At 50.8% G+C, this 19,560-nt stretch carries 18 protein-coding genes, 2 pseudogenes and 1 riboswitch; of the genes and pseudogenes, 8 read left to right on the plus strand and 12 right to left on the minus strand.

Annotated elements, in window-relative coordinates:
* Nucleotides 1-23: 23 nt before the first annotated feature.
* The 5 genes from KDW_RS25630 to KDW_RS25650 form a co-directional block, all read right to left on the minus strand.
* Entirely contained in the window at nt 24-1,955 is a 1,932-nt protein-coding gene (locus tag KDW_RS25630; protein ID WP_151758770.1) for an ABC transporter ATP-binding protein, read from the minus strand.
* 4 nt (nt 1,956-1,959) lie between these two features.
* Nucleotides 1,960-2,949, minus strand: a complete 990-nt coding sequence (locus KDW_RS25635) for an ABC transporter permease (protein ID WP_151758771.1) — start codon at nt 2,947-2,949, stop codon at nt 1,960-1,962.
* A complete protein-coding gene (locus tag KDW_RS25640; RefSeq protein ID WP_151758772.1) occupies nt 2,950-3,942 on the minus strand; it encodes an ABC transporter permease in 993 nt (330 codons plus the stop codon).
* Between the two features lie 129 nt (nt 3,943-4,071).
* A complete protein-coding gene (locus KDW_RS25645) occupies nt 4,072-5,739 on the minus strand; it encodes an ABC transporter substrate-binding protein (RefSeq protein WP_151758773.1) in 1,668 nt (555 codons plus the stop codon).
* Between the two features lie 416 nt (nt 5,740-6,155).
* Entirely contained in the window at nt 6,156-7,430 is a 1,275-nt protein-coding gene (locus KDW_RS25650; protein WP_151758774.1) for an ROK family protein, read from the minus strand.
* A 154-nt stretch (nt 7,431-7,584) separates the two neighbouring features.
* Here KDW_RS25650 and KDW_RS25655 point away from each other — a divergent pair, with 154 nt between their 5' ends.
* Nucleotides 7,585-9,996: a beta-galactosidase gene (locus KDW_RS25655; RefSeq protein WP_151758775.1), complete on the plus strand. Its 2,412-nt coding sequence runs from the start codon at nt 7,585-7,587 to the stop codon at nt 9,994-9,996.
* Between the two features lie 277 nt (nt 9,997-10,273).
* On the opposite strand, the gene KDW_RS25660 is transcribed toward KDW_RS25655, so the two are convergent.
* Together KDW_RS25660 and KDW_RS25665 are read right to left on the minus strand one after the other, a co-directional pair.
* Complete coding sequence (locus tag KDW_RS25660; RefSeq protein ID WP_151758776.1) at nt 10,274-11,542, minus strand: glycosyltransferase; 1,269 nt, start codon at nt 11,540-11,542, stop codon at nt 10,274-10,276.
* 63 nt (nt 11,543-11,605) lie between these two features.
* The gene (locus tag KDW_RS25665; RefSeq protein ID WP_151758777.1) at nt 11,606-12,205 is read right to left on the minus strand and encodes a TetR/AcrR family transcriptional regulator; all 600 of its coding nucleotides are present in this window, start codon (nt 12,203-12,205) and stop codon (nt 11,606-11,608) included.
* Nucleotides 12,206-12,510: 305 nt separating this feature from the next.
* Nucleotides 12,511-12,619, plus strand: a riboswitch (TPP riboswitch).
* A 152-nt stretch (nt 12,620-12,771) separates the two neighbouring features.
* Here KDW_RS25665 and KDW_RS25670 point away from each other — a divergent pair.
* From KDW_RS25670 to KDW_RS25700, 7 genes are all read left to right on the plus strand, one after another.
* Nucleotides 12,772-13,557, plus strand: coding sequence for an ABC transporter ATP-binding protein (locus KDW_RS25670; RefSeq protein ID WP_151758778.1), 786 nt, complete (start codon nt 12,772-12,774; stop codon nt 13,555-13,557).
* Nucleotides 13,554-14,324: an ABC transporter permease gene (locus tag KDW_RS25675; RefSeq protein WP_151758779.1), complete on the plus strand. Its 771-nt coding sequence runs from the start codon at nt 13,554-13,556 to the stop codon at nt 14,322-14,324. Before KDW_RS25670 ends, KDW_RS25675 begins: the two co-directional genes overlap by 4 nt.
* A 34-nt stretch (nt 14,325-14,358) precedes the next feature.
* Nucleotides 14,359-15,222: an ABC transporter substrate-binding protein gene (locus KDW_RS25680; RefSeq protein WP_151758780.1), complete on the plus strand. Its 864-nt coding sequence runs from the start codon at nt 14,359-14,361 to the stop codon at nt 15,220-15,222.
* On the plus strand, nt 15,222-15,410 hold the full coding sequence (locus KDW_RS25685; RefSeq protein ID WP_151758781.1) for a hypothetical protein: 189 nt from the start codon (nt 15,222-15,224) through the stop codon (nt 15,408-15,410). The genes KDW_RS25680 and KDW_RS25685 overlap by 1 nt, the downstream gene beginning before the upstream one ends.
* A 197-nt stretch (nt 15,411-15,607) precedes the next feature.
* On the plus strand, nt 15,608-15,802 hold the full coding sequence (locus KDW_RS25690) for a hypothetical protein (protein WP_151758782.1): 195 nt from the start codon (nt 15,608-15,610) through the stop codon (nt 15,800-15,802).
* 94 nt (nt 15,803-15,896) lie between these two features.
* On the plus strand, nt 15,897-16,433 hold the full coding sequence (locus tag KDW_RS25695) for a fasciclin domain-containing protein (RefSeq protein WP_162005607.1): 537 nt from the start codon (nt 15,897-15,899) through the stop codon (nt 16,431-16,433).
* 176 nt (nt 16,434-16,609) lie between these two features.
* Nucleotides 16,610-17,011 (plus strand): DinB family protein, encoded by a 402-nt coding sequence (locus KDW_RS25700; protein WP_162005608.1) that lies wholly within the window; start codon nt 16,610-16,612, stop codon nt 17,009-17,011.
* A 171-nt stretch (nt 17,012-17,182) separates the two neighbouring features.
* Here the strand turns inward: KDW_RS25700 and KDW_RS25705 are convergent, their stop codons facing one another.
* The 5 genes and pseudogenes from KDW_RS25705 to KDW_RS36180 form a co-directional block, all read right to left on the minus strand.
* Nucleotides 17,183-17,599 (minus strand): response regulator, encoded by a 417-nt coding sequence (locus KDW_RS25705; RefSeq protein WP_151758785.1) that lies wholly within the window; start codon nt 17,597-17,599, stop codon nt 17,183-17,185.
* Between the two features lie 502 nt (nt 17,600-18,101).
* Nucleotides 18,102-18,457: pseudogene (locus KDW_RS25710) on the minus strand (SDR family oxidoreductase).
* A gap of 278 nt (nt 18,458-18,735) precedes the next feature.
* Complete coding sequence (locus KDW_RS36170; RefSeq protein ID WP_371876279.1) at nt 18,736-18,810, minus strand: hypothetical protein; 75 nt, start codon at nt 18,808-18,810, stop codon at nt 18,736-18,738.
* Between the two features lie 16 nt (nt 18,811-18,826).
* A complete protein-coding gene (locus KDW_RS36175; RefSeq protein WP_371876273.1) occupies nt 18,827-19,009 on the minus strand; it encodes an SDR family NAD(P)-dependent oxidoreductase in 183 nt (60 codons plus the stop codon).
* Nucleotides 19,006-19,457 (minus strand): annotated as a pseudogene (locus tag KDW_RS36180) (SDR family NAD(P)-dependent oxidoreductase). Before KDW_RS36180 ends, KDW_RS36175 begins: the two are co-directional and overlap by 4 nt.
* Nucleotides 19,458-19,560: the final 103 nt, after the last annotated feature.

Raw genomic sequence — 19,560 nt, forward strand, 5'->3', positions numbered from 1 at the left:
TTATTCTTAAATCTTCGGTGATCTTATTCCTCGGATACGGGTGACGCATCTACTTGCACTTTGGTTGGCTCAGCAGTCGGAACATAACTTGCCCGAACGTGATCTGGACGTTCGAGCCTGGGTATTGCCTCAAGCAGCAACTGTGTGTACTCGTTTGTAGGTTGGCGAATTACTGTTTTGGCTGCTCCCTGTTCCACCACATGTCCTTGATTGAGTACCAGTATCTCGTCCGAGAGGAGACGGGCACTCAGCAGGTCATGGGTGATATAGAGCATAGCAATCTTGCGTTCACGCACCAGTTTGTCGAGTAGTTGCAGGATCTCAGCGCGGATCGACACATCCAGCATCGAGATTGGCTCGTCGGCTATGATGATATCCGGATCAGGAGCCAGTGCGCGGGCCACAACCACGCGCTGGCGCTGTCCACCTGACAATTGATGGGCCATCTTGGTCTCGAACTGCTCGGCGGGAGTTAGTCCGACGGTCTCCAGCAACTCGCGTACCTTCTGGCGGGCCTGCGCTGCATTGAGTTTGCCATAGTTCATTAAGGGGCGCATCAACAGATACTGGATAGTATGAACCGGATTCAGGGCCGAAAACGGATCCTGGAAAACATACTGCACGTGTTTCCGATAGTTGTGAATACCGCGTCCTTTGAGCTTGTCCACGCGGGTTTCGCCAAACCATATGGCTCCACTGGTTGGATATTCGGTGCCCGTAATCATACGGGCAATTGTTGTTTTGCCACTACCACTCTGGCCCACTAATCCAGTCACTTTTCCTGACCGCAGATTGAATGAGACATCGTTGACTGCGTTCATGGATGTCGTTTTGAAACCTGCTCTGCGCTGGTAGGTCTTGCTCACATTTTCGACCCGCAGGACCTCTTCGCCTTCCAGCTTCATGGCCTTATGCGATGTTGCTTCAGAGAACGCTGCATCGAGCAATTTCGGTCCTTCTTCTGAATGCCTGGTGTGATTATGCTGTTCATCATTCCATTGCATCTGGGCAACATGGCAGGCGGCCTTGCCGTCCCACATTGGTAGTAACTGGGGCTTGGCTTGCCGGCAGAGCGGGATTGCCTCAGGACAGCGGGGTGCATAGGGGCAGGCTTTAGGGACCCGTGTCAGGTCGGGTGGCCGACCTGGAATGTAGCTGATCTCGACCTCTTCGGCCGCTGGATCAGCATAGGAGCCGAGCAGACCGTGGGTATAGGGATGGATGGGATGCTTGAGCATGCCATGGGTTGGCGCATCCTCAACCATTTCTCCTGCATACATGACCAGCACCCGGTCGGATACTTCCAGTACCGTGCCCAGGTCGTGGCTGATCAGCAGGACAGCGAAACCTTGCTCGCGCTGCAAGGTGCGCAAGTTGTGCATGATCTCTTTTTGCACCAGCACATCCAGGCCGGTTGTGGGCTCGTCAAGGATGACCAGCTTGGGTTTCAGTGCCAGGGCCAATGCCAGCGCTACTCGTTGTTTCATGCCACCCGATAATTCATGTGGATAATAGCGCATGAAAGAAGGATCTATCTTGACCATCTGTAGCAGCTCACCGATCCGGTCATGGATCTGTGAGTTGCTCAGGTCGGACTTCTCCGCCATCACATCCTGGAACTGCGCCTCGATCCTGGTGACAGGATTCAAGGAGTTCATACTGCTCTGGAATACCGTAGAGAAGTCGCGCCAGCGCATCTGGCGTAATTCTTCGTCGGGTAGGGTTGTCAATTCTTTGCCTTCAAAGCGCACGCTTCCAGCGGTGATGCGTCCAGGCGGGAGCAGCAATTTCAGGATGGCGTTGCCCAGCGTGGACTTGCCACTGCCAGACTCGCCGACCAGCCCGACAAATTCTCCAGCATTGAGCTCAAAGTTGACGTTGCGCACCGCGAATAGGGGCGGGCGCTGCTTTGTGGCATAAGTTACGTCAAGATTCTCGACTTCAAGCAGAGCCATGGTGCTACTCCTCTCGTAGTTGTGGATTACTCAGTGCGTCAACGCCGAAGTTAATCAGCATCAAGCAACTGGTGATCGCGGCCAGTGCCAGACCAGGAGCTACCAGCCAGGCCCACTGACCGGTGATCATTGCTCCACCATTGTTGGCCCAGTACAGCATCATGCCCCAGCTGATTGTGCTTGGGTCGCCGACACCCAGAAATTCCAGACCGGCCTCGGCACCGATGGCACCAATGGCTGCGCTGATGTAACTGAGGACGGTTAGCGACAACATATTCGGCAGAATTTCGCGGAATACTATCCGTAAAGTGCCGTCTCCAGCGAACTGAGCAGAGGTGATGTAGTCACGCACGCGTAATGTCAGTACCTGTGAGCGTTTGAAGCGCGCGCCCCAGGCCCAGCCTGTTAAGCCGATGACCAGAATGATAATAGTTGGTCCCTTTACCGGCGAATAGGCGGCTACTGTGACCATTAATGGTAGTGCGGGAACTACCAGACCGAGATTAATGAAGAACGAGAGAATCTCATCCACGATCCCACCCATATAGCCAGCCACCATACCAATCACCAGAGCGATGATCGTGGCTAGCCCTCCGCCCAGAGCTCCTACGATCAGCGAGGTACGAGTGCCGTAGATAAGCTGCGAGAACACATCCTGTCCTGCCTGTGTCGTGCCCAGCCAGTGTTGTGAATCAGGCATTTGAGAAGGCCCAAAACTGATATCAGTGGGACTATACGGCGCGAGCACATTGGCAAAGATCGCGACCAGAATAAAGAAGAGCAGTAGAATCAGTCCGACTCGTGCTTTACGATTACTCCATATTACCTCGAACCACTCCGGTACGTGACGCTTGGCCCGCGCTTGTTGGGGCACAACGTCATCATCCTCAGGTTCGAGGATTGGAGGCTCTGGAACTGCGGTGGTTACTCCTTGCGTGACTGTGAGTCCTTCTTGTTCCAGGGGCTCTTTCAGATTGTGATCTTGCGTATCCATTTAGTTTTTCCCCTTTCGCACTCGTGGATCGAGCAAGCCGACCACGAAATCCGCAAGCAGGTTAGCCAGCAGCATGCCCACAATGGTGAATAGAAGGATGGTCTGCATTAATGGGTAATCACGGTTACCAACCGCCTCGAAAAAGAGTCGGCCCATACCAGGATAGTTGAAGATGGATTCAACTAATACCACACCACCCATAATGCCACCCAGTGACATAGCAAAGCCGGTAACGTTGGGTAGGATCGCGTTGCGGGCGCTGTAGAGCAGAGCCACCTTCCAGGGTTTCAGCCCTTTGGCGATGGCCAGCCGGGTATAATCCTCGCGGAGGGTCTGTACCATGTTATTGCGCATACCCATAATCCAGCCGATGGGTCCGGTAATCAGAATCGAGAGCGCGGGCAGCAACGCGTGCTGCATGATGTCCAGGGTGTAGCCCCAACTCATTTGCCGTGTGGAGGTCTCGCTGAAACCACCACCCATCGGTAACAACTGGAGTTGGAAGGCAAAGATAAAGAGCAACACCAGTGCGATCCACATATAGGGCAGCGTACCAACAAAGCTCAGTCCAACGCTGACAAAGGAATCGAAAATACTATTCCGCTTCCAGGCTGCGAAGGCACCCAGAAGATTGCCAGCGATAAAGCCAATAATATTGGTGGTGAGCACCAGTCCCACGGTCCACATGATAGATTGACCGATCAGTGTGGTTACTGGATACGGAAAATAGGTATAAGAGACACCAAACTGTCCGTGAAACAACAGATTCAAATAGTCTATATACTGCTGAAAGATGTTGCCGCCCGGTATGCCCAGCATCAAGCGGATCGCGTGCAACTGAGCCGGATCGATGGGCTTATTCTGGCCGGCGAGGCGCCGCACAATATCTTCGGCGGGATCCCCGGGCTCCAGGCGTGGAATAATAAAATTCAAGGTGACTGCTGTCCACAATGTCAGCAGAAAAAACAGGAAGCGCCGAATAAAGTAGCGCATTGTGGGTTCCCTCCTCCCAATAGGGTGGCGTGATATGGGTTATCACGCCGTAAGACAATCTACAATCCAGTCGCACATGGACTGAATATCAGAGAGGGATGCGCACGGATGCGCGCACCCCTCAGACCACTACTTGCCGGGTTGGCTATTCGTGTTTTGTCTTAAATGGGTCAGCATAAGCAGCGTGTCAGCAGGTTTACAGTATGGATTGTTGGAATCGGGCCAGCCAACAGCCTTCCTTGTACTGAACTCGAACCAGTTTGCTCCATACCACAGCGGGACATCGGGGAATTGCTCGTAGCTTAACTGGGCCAGTTGAGCCACAACCTTTTTCTGCTCATCAGGAGTTACAGCCTGCTGGAGTTGATCGCGCAACTTATCGGCTGCTGGATTCTTATAGTGAATATAGTTCACAGTTGGGAGTGAGCGGCTATCGAGATACTCGTAATTCTCGTACATGCTACAGGAGCCACCATGCACACTAAAGATCATGTCATAGTTCGCGGCTGCGCGTTGTGACTCAACAATATCGGGTGAAGGTGTCTGTACGTTTACCGTAAAGCCCATGGCGCTGAGGTTACTCTGAACGATCTGAGCAGCCTGAATCCAGTCAGTCCAGCCGTTCTGTACCAGGAAAGTGATATTAATGGGCTTACCATCTTTGCCCAGGATCTTGCCACTGCTATCCTTTTTGTAGCCAGCTTTTGTAAGGATATCCAGGGCCTGCTTTTGATCGTAGGTGAAGATACCTTTGTTGGGCATGTTACTGGGCAGGAAACTTTCCTGACCTGGGACCGACAGACCACTCTGACTGGCGGATTTAACATAGCCGAACTCGGCCTTCTGGGAGATTTGATCGCGATTAATCGCATATGCCATCGCATGGCGGAATTCAGGATCGTTGTAAGGCGCCTTGGTCAGGTTCATACCGAGCGAGATTTCGCCGCCAGCCGGGAACCAGTAGTGATTATTGTTTGGATCTCGGGCTACATAGGCTTTCTGGATGTCAGGCATGAATATGGCGTTCCAGTCATACCCGCCGCGTACCAGTTTGAGGTCTTCAACTTGATTAACCTCTTCCTTAGAGAAGACCAGATGTGCGACCTTGATCTTATCGGCCTGCCAGTAGCTCGGATTGCGTTTGAGTACCAGCTGTTCCTGGTTAAAGCTCTCAACCTGGAATGGTCCGGTTCCGATTGGTTTTTCGTCGGTGTACTTTACTGGATCACTGACTTTTTCCCAGACGTGTTTGGAAACGATATCCTGCTTAATAACTTTCTCAAACATTGCCACAGAGGGTGTTTTGAATTTGAGGGTAACCTGATTGCCCTGGGCTGTGACTGTATTCAGGCTGGTCCAGAGTCCGTTGGTGTCGAGGGCAGGGAACTTATGGATCAGATTCATGGTAAAGACGACGTCATCGGCGCTAAAAGCCTGACCATCATTCCACTTCACACCATCACGGAGAGTGAAAACGAGCGTCTTTGCATCCTGCCACTTATAGTCAGTGGCCAGCCAGGGGTTTACATGGCAGGAGTAAGTGTCCTCAACCATGAGGGGCTCATAGACATAGCCTGCATTGATAGGTATTAATGCAGTGGCCGAAAAAGGATTGTAGTTGACCTGTGGATTGGAGCCGCCACCGAAGGCGCCACCATTAAGGGTCTCGATCATACCGTTACCGCCCGCGGGCTGCTTGGCATTTCCCTGATTTTGAGAATTTCCGCACGCTGAGACAATTACTAACAGCAGCAGCAGTAGAGATGTGAGGGAAAATAAACGGCGTTGTCTGTCCATCACGTTTACCTTTACCTTGAACTAATTTGAGCTCTTTCGACATCGAGCTATACTCAATAATGTATGTACGATTTATAAGGATATCTAGATGCTTGCTCTTCCTAAAATTGAAAATATCGCATCTTTAACTGTAAGTAGTGTGTCCTGAGCCTCACCCCCTTTCCTGTATTCTTTCTTCCTGGCTGGCTTGCCGTGTTAGCACTGCTGACCTGTCAGCCGGTAGACTAGTACATTGTCAAACATCGTGTGATGGGTTGTGTGCCCGCTACGCGGGCGGGATGGGGGGAGATGCCGGGGGCACAGCCTCCGAGCCCCCCGTCAAGGGGCTCGCCGCTTGATCATGCCCCCGGCATGCTCGCTAGCATCCCCACCTCCCCAGCACATGATGTCTGGCAGACTACCAGGCACTCTCCAGGTTAAACGACCCCCAGCAGACCTGCACGGGTGTCGCGGTTGATTGGATGTTTGAATACTTCGCTTAACACCACGCACGCGGCACCCCTGGCCCAGGCCTCCTCATCCAGTGGTTTAACTATCAGTTCGAGGCCTTTGTCCAGTTGGTCGAAAATATGTTGTTTCATCATCTGGCTGGCGGCCTCCAGGCGAGCATCGCCGGTTCGCGTTCCCTCACCGGATAGCACTATGAGCTGCGGATTAAGCAGATTGACGAGATAAGAAAGGCCAAGGCCTAACCAGCGACCAGCTTCATTTAAGATCGCCAGAGCCACGGTATCGCCCTCACTGGCAGCCCGAGCAACATGATCGAAGGTTAACTGGCTGGGATCTTGAGCCGCCCACTGCATGGAAGTTTGTTTACCAGCAGCCAGCGCCTCACAGGCCATCCGGACGACCGCCTGATCGGCAGCCAGAGCCTCAAGACAGCCAGCTTTTCCGCAGCCGCATTGAGGTCCGCCCGGTTGCATGGTGATGTGCCCAAATTCGCCCGCGCCGCCCATGGCTCCACGGTCGATCTGGCCGTTAGCTACAATCCCCATGCCGATACCGCGCCCGATAGTGGCGACCAGAAAATGTGGCAGGCCACGACCCTCACCAAACCAATGCTCGGCGATCGTCAGGGCGTTGACGTCATTTTCGATATACACGGGCAACTGCAAGCGCTGTTCGATCGGTTGAGCTAGTTGTACTTGCCGCCAGCCAAGGATTGGTGAATAGCAACAGACGGATTCCTGGCTATCAATCATTCCAGCCAGACCGATACCGACGCCGATCACCTTTGATCTGGGCACGTCTGACTCTTCAATCGTCGTTTCTACCGTCTGTATAATCGTCTCGATGGCGGTTTGAGGATCTCGCAAGCTGGTTGCCAGCGTAGTCGTGCAATGCACAATCGCTGCTTCCATATCGGTAAGCACGGCGACTATTGATTGCTCGGTGAGCTTGACGCCCACAACAAAGCCTGCAAGAGGATTAATGATGAGAAGCACCGGGGAACGGCCGCCCTTGGATTGGCCTCCGCCTATCTCGCGGATAAAGTCTGTGGCAAGTAATTCGCCAGTCAGACCTGACACAGCTCCCTGGCTGAGACCGGAACTATGAGCGATATCGGTGCGTGATAATGGCCCCCGACTCCTGATGAGATTAATCACAATGCTTAGATTAATCTCCTTCATGAAGTCGCGGTTGCCGGTGCGAACCAGTCCACTTTGACTGTTTGCCTTACTGCTTGACATTTCTACAGACCCCCGGCTATACTTTTTTCATTGAAAATAGATTACCATCACTTGATGAGATATGTCAAACTCAACTATTCGTAGCGAATATTCAGTGGTGAATACACAGGCGAGATAAAGACTTATTTCATCAAAGGGTTCAAGGAGGCAGCTGTTGATTGAGATCAAAGACAGGCAGATTCTGATAGATGGCAAGGCTTGCATCATTCTCGCAGGCGAGATCCATTATTTCCGCCTCAGACGTGAGGAATGGCAAGATCGCATCGATAAGTTGAAGGATGCTGGTTGTAACGCTGTTGCTTCCTATGTGCCCTGGTTGTGCCACGAGCCATCTTCCGGTCAGGTTGATCTGGAAGGGAAGACCCGCTCGGAATTGGACCTGGGTGGATTTATCGATCTGTGCAAACAGAATGGTCTGTATTTCATCGTGCGTCCCGGACCTTTCATCATGGCCGAGATGAAAAACGAAGGACTCCCCCACTGGATTTATAGCAAGCATCCGGAAATTGTCGCGGCTGGTTGGGACGGACGACCGATACCTACGCGTACGGTTGACTATCTGGCTCCGGCTTTTTTGCGGGAAGCCCATCAATGGTATAGCCATGTCATGCGGGTGATAGCCCCTCGTCTGCATGACAACGGTGGTAACATCATCGCGGTGCAACTCGATAACGAAGTCGGAATGCTTTCCTGGGTCAGTAACAGTCCCGACCTCAGCGACTATTTGCTGGCCGACTTTGCTGGCTGGCTGCAGCGGCATTATGATTCCCAAACGCTGCAGACGCGCTATCCTTTCGGACTTGATGATGCTCAGGCACGCGTGGCAGGATTACGTTCCCCAGGAGAGGAATACGCTGCCGAACTGCTGCACGACCTTGGCTATTATATGCGGGAGCGTTTTGCGCGCTATATTGCTATTCTGCGCAACTACGCTGAAGAGTTCGGGGTTACTCATGTGCCGTTTATTATTAATATTCATGGCACCGATGCAGGCCGGGGTCACACGTATCCAATCGGTATCAGTCAGCTTTATGAGGCGTATACGCAGGATGCGGGATATATCTCTGGTTCGGATCACTATCTTGGTGATCTGCAGATCGGGAATTTCCAGGATCTCTACCTGATGAACGCGTTTATGGCTGCTAGCAACAGGCCTGAGCAGCCGTTAGCTTCGGTGGAATTCGAGTGCGGCAGTGGTGATTATATGGATAGCAACAGTGTTCGACATGATCCTGCGGCTGTAAGTTTTAAGGCTCGTATGTGTATCGCTCAGGGGAACCGCTTACTCAACTACTACCTTTTCTCTGGAGGCACTAATTCCCTGCTCTCAGAGGCTGTTAATGATGGCAACAATCGTATTGCCTTTACCGGCGAGCGTCACGGCTTTGCGGCTCCGGTGAACCCTGAAGGCCAACTCAGCTATTCGTACTGGCCGCTGGCAAATGTCAACAAGGCGATCTCTGCTGTGGCTGACAAGCTTGCAAGTATGCACGAGGAGCATGATGCGTTGGCTTTCGCCTTCATCCCTGACTACTACATGACCGAATACCACTATCCAGCGAGTGCCAGGGTGAACGAAATTGTAAAGGATCTTGAAGCTGGTCGTGGTAAGCAAGCATGGGAGGCATTGGGCAGGTCTATGCTCCTTGCTGGCTATCGTTTTGGCGCACTGGATATCCAGAATCGGCAGTTTGATCCCCAGACTACTCCATTGCTGGTCTTGCCCTCGGCAAAATATATGGATGGAATGCTCCAGCGCAAACTGGTGCAGTATCTGCAAGCGGGCGGCAAGGTGCTGCTGTACGGCGAGGTGCCGTTGTTCGATATGGAGGGTGGTCGGGAAACCGTACTCGCTGATGCACTGGGTCTGAAGCCTGCAGGATCACGCAGGGCTTCTCAAGATTATTACCTCTCGTTGTGCGCCGAGGGCTGGCTGGCCCCGCGTCCCGAGGTAAGTACCCAGTATGCTCAGTTTTTTGAGTCGGCGAGCGGTAAGGTAATCCTGCGTGCGGCGACCACCGGCGAGGCCTGCGGCTTTGATATCCAGGTTGGACAGGGACGTGCGGTAGTGATCTCGGCGGCTTATCCCAGCCACATTGCTGTGTTCCAGACAATCCTGGAGAAACTTGGGGCGCAGGCTGGTCTGACTCACAATTGTAAACACAATGGTATTTTTATGACCAGCTCAACCTCAGAAGCAGGTGAAAGATTTCTGCATATCCTGAACCTGGATGGTTTCGACAAGGAACTGCACATCTTCGAACATGGATCCCCCCTCTTTGATGGTCGCTTGTTACAGCTACAGCGCAGAGAGGGACTGATGTTGCCGCTGAATCTCGCGATCGGTGATGTTCGTATCGCCTATTCTACGGCTGAGATTGTGGGGATCAATGATGAAGATATCGAGTTCCGCCTGACACAATCCCAGGACGTGATTGCCATCGCCAGTCCGCGAACGGTGGCTCCGAGTCAGGATTACGATGTGGAACGGCGCGATGATCTGCAAGTAGTCATCTCGCGTAAACCTGCTGTACTTGATGATCGACTTACACTACGTTTTGGCTGATAACAGTATGTAAGCCGGTAAGTTGCTATGTGTGGGAAGGCTTGATTGGTCTCAGTTGGATGTGATGGTGTTCGGAACCACGCAGGATCTCTAGCGTGATCACTTCGCCATGGGCAGCCAATAGCTGTTCGTATAGTCCATTCAAATGAATGGGCCAAAATATTATGTCTTGTCTGTTCAGGTGATGGAAAAACTTGAGGAGATACAACTTTCCGAGGCGATCTGAGGCCGCGTGATATGACTCACGCGGCCTTTACGGTTGTGATGTGTGGTTACTTTATCTGCTTTCCTGACTTCTACTCTGCTCGATAATTGCCACTGCCTGCGCGATGCCATTCTCGGCTCGAATGCGTTCTCCGAGGGAGGCTGCTCTTTTTCTCATTTCTCCATCTGACATCACGCTTTCAATTGCTGTAGTCAGATTGTCGGCGGTCAGACGCCGACGCGCAATAGGTTTGGGACCGACTCCCAATTCATACACGCGTTGTCCCCAGAAGGGCTGATCCGCGAAAAATGGCGTGACAATTGATGGAACGCCCGCCGCCAGTCCGGCGGCGGTTGTGCCAACCCCTCCATGATGCACGACCGCCGCCATTTGAGGGAATAGCCAGCTATGGGGTATGGAGTCCGTCATAAACACGGATTCCGGCAACTGCTCTTTCTTTAATCTTCCCCAGCCCGTATAGAGCACACCACGCTGGCCTGTACGTGCCAGGGCCTGCAGCGCGATATCGGCGGCCTCCTCTGGTTTGCTACTGATCATACTGCCAAAGCCGATATAAATCGGCGCTGGACCTGATTGGAGGAAATGCAGTAGATCCATGGGCGCTTCCCAGCCATCTGGTGGTTCCAGAAACCAGTAGCCTGTAACATGCAGTGTCGCATCCCAATCCTCGGGAGTTGGCAGAACCTGTGGGCTGTAGCCGTAGAGGACTGGTTGTTTTTGTCGTTTCAGGGCGGCGAACGGTCCCCAGAATGAACCTGGCGCGAGTTGTAAAACCTGGCGCCTGGCTTTGTTGTCCGCTGCACGGAAAGGCTGCCACATTGTTTGCTGTGCCAGCCGATGGGATGGCTTGTTGATCCATCTGGTCATGGGTGTTTGTGGCAGCGGCGTTAATGCACCAGGGAAGGCGCTGGTGGGCGTAAACGGGACTAAATAGGCGGGCATGAATGGAATATCCAGTTTTTCTGCGAGCGCCACGCCGCTAAAAAGTCCACCCAGTCCGCCCAGAATAAGATCGGAGTCCTGACAGGCTAGCAGTCCCTGTTCGGCTGCTTGCACGGCTTGTTGTTGGGAGGCCCGGCCCATCTGCGCGAGCATTTTGAGCATCTTGCCCTGTTCTAAGAGCTTTTGCATACGCTGGGCCACGGCCTTTGCGCTACCTCCTGTCGTAAAGAACTCCAGCCCATAATCCGTAACCAGATCGTGAAAATCATCGGAGGATAGGATACGTACCGTATGTCCTGCCTGCTTTAATCCTCTTCCCAGAGCAACATAAGGTTGGACATCTCCGCGACTTCCTCCTGCAATAATGGTAATTTGCATCGTAATAACGTCTACTCCTCTATAAATGATTGCTCAAGCAAGCAATTTTTGCGTAAAAAATTTTTAATGCTGCTCAAAAGAGCGCAAGATGTTCGCTAATACCGTCGCAAACATGCTGATATCCAGCTCAGGATCCATGATCTTCTGGAGTGCCAGGCCATCGAAGAAGGCAAGTAGCATGGTGGCAAGAATTGTTGGTTCAACCGTTGTGGCTCCAAGTGTGTTCTCGATCGACATGGCAATACTTTCCCGACCCTCTGCCAGCAACTCACGAACTTTCGGAGCCATCAAGGTATTATGTAATCCGAGCGCAAATAATTCATGCCGCAGTCGATACCATTCGGGTTCCTCGATAATCTGATCTATTGGTTGCTGTAATACCATGGGAAGCATATCCTGAGTATCAGTAGACTGCATTAATTGCTCGGGTGTGCGCGTATAACGTTCGCTGACCGCTTTGAGCACCTCAACCAGGAGTTGATCCTTGCCGCCAAAGTAGTAATGCACCAGTCCAGGTGCCGCATCAGCCGCTTTTGAGATTTCTCTCAGCGTTGTGGCTTCATAGCCTTTTTCAGCCAGCACTTTATACGCAGCCGCAATAATGCGTGTGCGCGTTTCTTGTACTGTCTCTGACGACGTAGCTTGATTTTTTTGCTTGCTCATACAAGCAATATACCATTGTTCTGCTATCTGTGCAAGAGGGAAGTATGCCAATGCAGGGCTTTCCAATTCTCTTTTTGTCCCGCCTGCGGCGGGAGAAGAGGGAGGAGATGCGAGGACACCTCGCGCTCCGGCAAGGGGCTGGCCGCCCCTTGCATCCCCGCTTGCAACGAGAATTGGAAAGCCCTGCTATTCAGTAGAAATCTCTTCACAAAGCTGTATTTATACGGTATACTCAAAGCACACGTTACATATACAGACACAAACACTATTTCCGTGCACATTATTTGCTCAATAGAATAACGCATGTTTGCTGCTAGGGGAGTCCGCGGACTGAGAAGTAGACGCATATCGGCGTCACTGACCCTTGAACCTGATCTGGATCATACCAGCGTAGGGAAGTGGCATATCGGTTTGCTTACGGTCCAGGATATCAGTCAAGCTATGTTTTTCTGGGCTCATGGTAGACATATGATAGCCGCTACTCTTCGTTTTCGGGGTAGCGGTTTTTTGTATGTCTTGAGCCGATATGTAGAAGAGGTGGTGTCATTCCGGGTTGAGGAACTATAATGCATGACCCACAAAAAGATGATTTGAAACTGGTCGTCAAAGGTGTGACCAGAACATTTTCTGCCGGGCGCCGACAGCTAGAGGCGCTGGCTCCGCTGGATCTGACGGTGGGGCAGGGAGAATTTGTCTCGCTGATTGGGCCCAGCGGTTGTGGAAAAAGTACGCTGTTTAATATTGTGGCGGGCGTTGATACACCGACAACGGGTGCTGTCGCGATTGAGGGGGATTGGCAGGGTGAGCGGGCAGGCAAAGTCGGATATATGCCCCAGCAACCGTTGCTTCTGCCCTGGCGGACCGCTGAAGAGAACGTCATGCTGGGTCTGGATGTACGCCGCGTGCCGCAGAAAGAGGCGCGACAGCAGGCCCATGAGTTGTTAAAGCGCTTTGGCTTGCTGGAATTTGCCGATAGTTATCCTGCCACTCTTTCCGGCGGGATGCGCCAGCGGATTGCTTTGCTGCGTACGATCCTCTTCAATGCTTCCTTTCTTCTGCTGGATGAGCCATTTGGGGCGCTGGATGCCCTGACCCGTATCACTTTACAGATGTGGTTGTTGGATCTACTGGAAAGCTTTCATTCAAGCGTGTTATTTATTACCCATGATGTCCGGGAAGCGATCCTGTTATCGGATCGTATCTATGTACTGAGTGCGCGCCCGGCTTCTGTCTTGCGCATCGTGGATGTAGATTTGCCACGGCCGCGCCGTCAGCAGATGCTGGCAGAGGCTCGTGCCGTGGAATTGGAGCAGGAACTCATCTTACTCCTGATGAAGGAGCAGCCCTTATGAGTCTTAAACGTCTGGCTGGTTACGGACCCGCCGTGGTACTGACTGTCGCCATCTTTCTGCTCTGGGAACTGGTCGTGCGGGCCAATCTGGTTAACAGCCATTTACTGCCTGCTCCCATCGCGATAATGCAGGCATTAGTAGATAACTGGGATGTGCTCTCGGTCCATACCTTGCAAACCAGCCTGGAGACGGTACTGGGTCTGGCTATCGCGACCGTGTTTGGTCTCGGGTTGGCAATATTATTGGATCTCTCTCCATGGATCCGCAAGTCCGTTTATCCGCTCCTGATTACCTCCCAGACCATCCCGATGGTGGCACTGGCACCTCTGCTGGTGATCTGGTTTGGTCTGGACCTGACACCAAAGATTATTGTGGTAACCCTATATTGTTTCTTTCCGATCGCCGTGGCCTGTGCGGATGGACTGGCCAGCACAGATCCCGAGTTGATGAAACTATTGCACAGCATGCGTGCATCGCGCTGGCAGACCCTGTGGCTGGTGCGCCTGCCTGGAGCTTTGCCATCCTTTTTTTCTGGCCTGCGGATTGCAGCCACGTATAGCGTGACCGGCGCGATTGTCGGCGAATATGTGGCGGCCGAACAGGGCCTGGGACTCTACATGAAGACATCGGCCAGCTCAAACGCCATCGTGCTGGTCTTTGCGGCTATTGTGGTTACCGCTCTCTTAAGCTTATTTCTCTTTGGGCTGGTCTCATTGATTGAATATATTGCCCTGCCCTGGCAGCAACGCTTTGGGCAAAAACGCTAATCAAAAATCCTAATTAGGAAAGGTACTCAGCTTGATGAAATCACGTACCCGTTTATTTTTAAGTTTTGGCATCCCGTTGCTCCTGATCCTGATTGTTGGTGGTCTTTATCTGGCCCACCAGCAGGCCAGTCACGCGCCTGAGCAATCCACCACCACCAAACAACCTCTGACACCGCTTAAACTGGCTTTGGATTGGACCCCAAATACCAACCATACAGGTGTCTATGTGGCCATGGCCAAGAAATGGTATCAAGACGAAGGGATTGCGCTCCAGATTCAACCATATTCTTCTAATGTGACACCTGATGTACTGGTCAATAATGGTAAGGTCGATGTCGGTATCAGTTCAACCGAGTCCGTTGTTTCGGATGCAGCAGTTGGTCAACCAGCGGTCTCGATCGCTGCGATTGCGCAGCATAATACGTCCTCCCTGGCTGTTCTGGCCAGCTCTGGCATCAAGCGGCCTCGGGATCTGGATGGCAAGACCTATGGTGCCTTTGGAGCTCCTTATGAAGAGGCGGTCATCGATCAGATTATCAAGCAGGATGGTGGGAAAGGAACCATCAAGAGTGTCACGCTGGACATCGATCCTTTGCAGGCGTTGCAGAGCCATCGTGTTGATTTTGTGTGGATCTTTGAAGGTGCTGAAGGGATTCAGGCGAAGCATCAGGGGTTATCGTTAACGACCTTTCCAATCGTTAAATATGGCATTGCCGATTATTATACGCCAACCTTTATTGCCAGTCCCAATGAGATTAAAGCGAAGCCGGAACTGCTACGTAAGTTTATGCGGGCGACGGCACGTGGCTATGAATATGCGCGCACACATGTTGAAGATGCGGCGAAATTATTGATGCAGGAGGCCCCAAAGGAACATTTCCTGATCAGGCTTATGTGATGGATAGTCAGCAATATCTAAGTTCGCGTTATGCCGATACAGGTCGCCGCTGGGGACAGCAGGACGCCGCAGCCTGGCATGGCTATCCACAATTTATTCTGCACGCTAATGGTGTCAAGGACGCCAATGGCAAGACCGTCACTAGCTTGAATCTGGACTCCCTCTACACCAATCAATTTCTCCCATAACGATCCTTCGCTATGAATAGCTTCCATGAACGGTAGAGCTTTGACTTTAAACGTCAGAGCCCTACCGTCTCTTTTTTTTTATATGGCCGGAAGTAACAATTTTTCTGTCACCATTTAACTGGATTCAGACGTGGCATGGCTAGGATCAATGGTCGAATTGCATATTTCTTATAGCGATATTATACGGAGAGCACAGCATGAATACGCCTCAAACACATACGCCACTAAGTGTGATACCGCTGCACCCACTCGATATCATGCAGGAGCGAACACCCATATATCCAATCTGGCCCACCTCACGACCGGGCCCGATGCGTAAACAGCCACCTCCAGGGATGCGCCCGATCAACCCCTGGCGTAGCGATCAACTGGTATACAAAACAGAAACATAAAAGAAGTATGGGTGCTTTAGTGCCCGCGTGCGGCTGAGAGCCACGATACTGTTTTAGACGTAAACCTCAGACATACTCATAGAAGGGAATGCATATGTGGGATATCAGCGACATTTTGCTTGCCAGGACCACCCCCTTTACGTTCAATGCTTTGCATTGTCTGCTCAGAGCCTGTGGTTTAGAGGACGATCTTGAGGACTATGCCGACTTTTTTACCTTGTTCGCTCCACCCGACGAGGCTTTTTCCGCGCTAAAAGAGAAATCACCTTTTGATCTGATGAAAGATATCGATAAATTGCGCCTGCTGCTAAATTTTCATATAGTTCCACTCAAGTTGAGTGTTGACGATTTGCAGGATTTGTTTATGCAAAGCCATGGCGAACCAGAACTCAAGCTTATGGCCGACCAGGGAGAGCGCCCTCGATCTGTGACGTTAGAAACGTTGTCTGGTTTCCCTTTGCATGTGACGCTGGATGCTGACATACGTGTTGCAGATGCTCATATTCTCCATGCTGATATCCTGACCGCTAATGGCGTTGTCCATGTGATTGATAAGCTGATCTGGCCTCCCGGACTCAGCGAAGCCTGCTTCCATGGGAATGTGCCTTTTAGCAAAGCTGAAGAAACATGAATTCAATCTTTTTGATGATAGTTATCAAAAAGATTTACTAACACTTCTGCCTGAACCTATGCTAGAGTTGACTGCATACCAACCATATAAAGCAAATCAAGCTGCCAGAGTATGGCTACTATGATTGCTTTGAAATGTATGTTGTATTTTACGCGGAAAAGGCAGGCACTAACATAATGAACAATAACCATCCACACTTAATTGCTACCCTTGAACAGACTCCCTCTGCATTAGCCGATTTGACTTCCAGTCTTAGTGAGGCGGAATTAGATTTTCGAGCTGCGACTGATGATTGGAGTATTCGAGAGATACTGGCCCATCTGGTGGATGATGAGATGTTTGTGATGCGTACGCGTCTGGAGCGTATGGTGGAGGAGGAGCAGCCAACGCTTGCAGCCCATGATGAGAAAAAATGGTATCAACAGCGCAATACCGCACGCGATGCCATTTCTATGCTACTGCAAGATTTTGCGATACAGCGTGCCGCCAGTCTGGGTATTTTGCAAATCCTCCGTGATGAAGAGTGGCTACGTGCAGGGTATCAACCTGAGTACGGTCATTTTACCGTTGAGGAGTAGGTGGGAAAGTGGGTTGAGCATGATGTGCTCCACTTACAGCAGATACAGCAGAATATACGTGCTTATCGACGGAAGTAGCGAAACGCAGATGCTCATTCAAGTATGATCAGCAGGGCGTAATGTCTATGTGATGGGTTATAGAAAGCGAGATGGCTGCACAAGGGAGTGTGGCTATTCTCCCAGGCAATGCTCAATGACCTCAACTAACTCATCTAATTCAAAGGGTTTTTTCAGCGTTTGCATCTGGCGCTGTTGAATTTCTTTGTATGGTAAATTGGCGCTCATCAAGATAATTGGTATATCTTTATAATCCTCAACCGCATGGAGTCGATCGTAAAATTGGATACCATTCATATAGGGTAACTGGTAATCTAACAATATACCGTTGGGCTTGATTTTTTGTATAATCTCCAGTGCCTGACGCGCATCTGTCGCCAGGGTGGCATGATAGCTGGTTTCATTGTCGATTACTTGAATGATCGTTTCGCCAATACTCTGATCATCCTCCACAACCAGTAATGTTTTATACAGGTTATGGTTGGCTGTTTCAGGCTGTGTATAGGCATTCGTAAATGGCTGTTCCGACATTATTCCCTCCCCTACAACATATACATGAGTTCATATGATGAAGGCTTTCTTGTTATACGTAGGTTTTTAGCAAGAAGATGTGTAACCCTCTGTGTCTTTTCGTCTTTATCAACTATCGAGCACCTGTATGTATGAAGCAATGCATTTACTTGTTTTTTTGGAAAGATATACGACCTTTAGCTCTTATTGATAGTATTTTTTTGTTGCTTCCATCTTTATAGACGCTGATCAGTCTAATTTCCGGGCTAAATGTCTAAGCATTTTCAGCTAAATTTAATCTTTAGAGATGTAACTCCCAGTCATTTAATACTATGGGCGATGTTAGCTGAGTGATTACAGTGCTACTAAACTACTAAACTATGTCGGAATTTAATTTTAGTGGTGGTATGTGAGATAAATAAGTGAGCGGCTGTGAACTCTTCCTGTACTATTTTTGGACTGATGAAGTGCGATCAAGCCGCTCAAATCAGCATACACGTGATGATTTTTATGTGTACGAGCTTTACAGGCCGCCTGTATTGCGCATCAAGCCGCCATCGATAAAAAATGTCGAGCCAGTGACATAGGCTGCGGCATCTGAAGCCAGATAGAGGGCCAGTTTACCAATCTCTTCTGGTTGTCCATACGATGCAGCGGAATCTCATCCAGCAGGGCCTGATATTTTTTTGGATCGGCTTTGACGTCTGCGTCAATGGGGGTATCAATGGCACCCGGGCCGATATTATTGACGGTAATATTGTGGGGGGCCAGTTCCAGACAAATCGTACGCATCAGCATACGTACACCACCCTTGGCGCAGCAATAGGGCACGTTCTCTGTCATTGCAGACATAACTGATAAAAAAAAACTCCGCAGCATCTTATGATTACCTGATGAGAGATATTAATGCTGCGCCCGATTACTGCGACTTACATCTACGGTACACCGTCATGTCGGAATATAATTCCTTAGTGAGCGTGGTATGTTGAGTAAATAAGTGAGCTGGCTGTTGACATCTTCCTGTACTAATTTTTGGACTTGTCATGAAGTGCGTATGAAGCCGCTAAATCAGCTTACACGTGACTGTATCTTTATCGTGTACGAAGTTATATACACCGCCGTGTATCGCGTCAAGCAGCCATCGATAAAAACACTCGTCAGCCAGTGACATAGGCTGCGGCATCTGAAGCCAGATAGAGGGCCAGTTTACCAATCTCTTCTGGTTGTCCCATACGATGCAGCGGAATCTCATCCAGCAGGGCCTGATATTTTTTTGGATTCGGCTTTGACGTCTGCGTCAATGGGGGTATCAATGGCACCCGGGCCGATATTATTGACGGTAATATTGTGGGGGGCCAGTTCAGACAAATCGTACGCATCAGCATACGTTACACCACCCTTGGCGCAGCAATAGGGCACGTTCTCTGTCATTGGCAGATCTTCATGAACTGATGAGATATTAATGATGCGCCGGCTATCTGGCGCTTGACCATCTCACGCGCCGCCGCCTGCGCGCAGAAAAAGGTTCCCTTGAGATCGATACCCAGTACGCGGTCAAACTGCTCCTCGGTCACATCCAGGAATGGGCTGTGAATCTCCATACCTGCATTGTTGACCATAATATCCAGCCGATTAAACTGTTCCACCGTTTGTTGGATTAAAGCAGTGACCTGGTCATACTGAGAGACATCGGCTTGAATGACAATGGCCTTGCCTGCATTTCCTCAATACGTTGGCGAACTTCTTCGGCCTTATCTTTGGCGTGGGCATAGTTAATAACGACCGTTGCACCTTCCTGTGCGAATGCCAGTGCGATCCCGCGCCCAATGCCACTATCAGATCCAGTTACAATGGCAACTTTTTGATCGAGTTGTCCCATGCTACTGTTTACACCCTTTCTTTTAGGTAGTTCTGAAGCTAAAGTTGTGTTCCGGGGTTCTCAGATCTACTATCAGTAGCACGATTGCCAGCCCAAAAAAGTT

This window comes from Dictyobacter vulcani (genome assembly GCF_008974265.1).
GTDB lineage: Bacteria > Chloroflexota > Ktedonobacteria > Ktedonobacterales > Ktedonobacteraceae > Dictyobacter > Dictyobacter vulcani.

Bases quoted from the DNA above. Each gene is read 5' to 3' on its own strand.
- KDW_RS25630 (WP_151758770.1), bottom strand. From the start codon at position 1,955: ATGGCTCTGCTTGAAGTCGAGAATCTTGACGTAACTTATGCCACAAAG.
- KDW_RS25635 (WP_151758771.1), bottom strand. From the start codon at position 2,949: ATGGATACGCAAGATCACAATCTGAAAGAGCCCCTGGAACAAGAAGGA.
- KDW_RS25640 (WP_151758772.1), bottom strand. From the start codon at position 3,942: ATGCGCTACTTTATTCGGCGCTTCCTGTTTTTTCTGCTGACATTGTGG.
- KDW_RS25645 (WP_151758773.1), bottom strand. From the start codon at position 5,739: ATGGACAGACAACGCCGTTTATTTTCCCTCACATCTCTACTGCTGCTG.
- KDW_RS25650 (WP_151758774.1), bottom strand. From the start codon at position 7,430: ATGTCAAGCAGTAAGGCAAACAGTCAAAGTGGACTGGTTCGCACCGGC.
- KDW_RS25660 (WP_151758776.1), bottom strand. From the start codon at position 11,542: ATGCAAATTACCATTATTGCAGGAGGAAGTCGCGGAGATGTCCAACCT.
- KDW_RS25665 (WP_151758777.1), bottom strand. From the start codon at position 12,205: ATGAGCAAGCAAAAAAATCAAGCTACGTCGTCAGAGACAGTACAAGAA.
- KDW_RS25670 (WP_151758778.1), top strand. From the start codon at position 12,772: ATGCATGACCCACAAAAAGATGATTTGAAACTGGTCGTCAAAGGTGTG.
- KDW_RS25675 (WP_151758779.1), top strand. From the start codon at position 13,554: ATGAGTCTTAAACGTCTGGCTGGTTACGGACCCGCCGTGGTACTGACT.
- KDW_RS25680 (WP_151758780.1), top strand. From the start codon at position 14,359: ATGAAATCACGTACCCGTTTATTTTTAAGTTTTGGCATCCCGTTGCTC.
- KDW_RS25685 (WP_151758781.1), top strand. From the start codon at position 15,222: ATGGATAGTCAGCAATATCTAAGTTCGCGTTATGCCGATACAGGTCGC.
- KDW_RS25690 (WP_151758782.1), top strand. From the start codon at position 15,608: ATGAATACGCCTCAAACACATACGCCACTAAGTGTGATACCGCTGCAC.
- KDW_RS25695 (WP_162005607.1), top strand. From the start codon at position 15,897: ATGTGGGATATCAGCGACATTTTGCTTGCCAGGACCACCCCCTTTACG.
- KDW_RS25700 (WP_162005608.1), top strand. From the start codon at position 16,610: ATGAACAATAACCATCCACACTTAATTGCTACCCTTGAACAGACTCCC.
- KDW_RS25705 (WP_151758785.1), bottom strand. From the start codon at position 17,599: ATGTCGGAACAGCCATTTACGAATGCCTATACACAGCCTGAAACAGCC.
- KDW_RS36175 (WP_371876273.1), bottom strand. From the start codon at position 19,009: ATGACAGAGAACGTGCCCTATTGCTGCGCCAAGGGTGGTGTAACGTAT.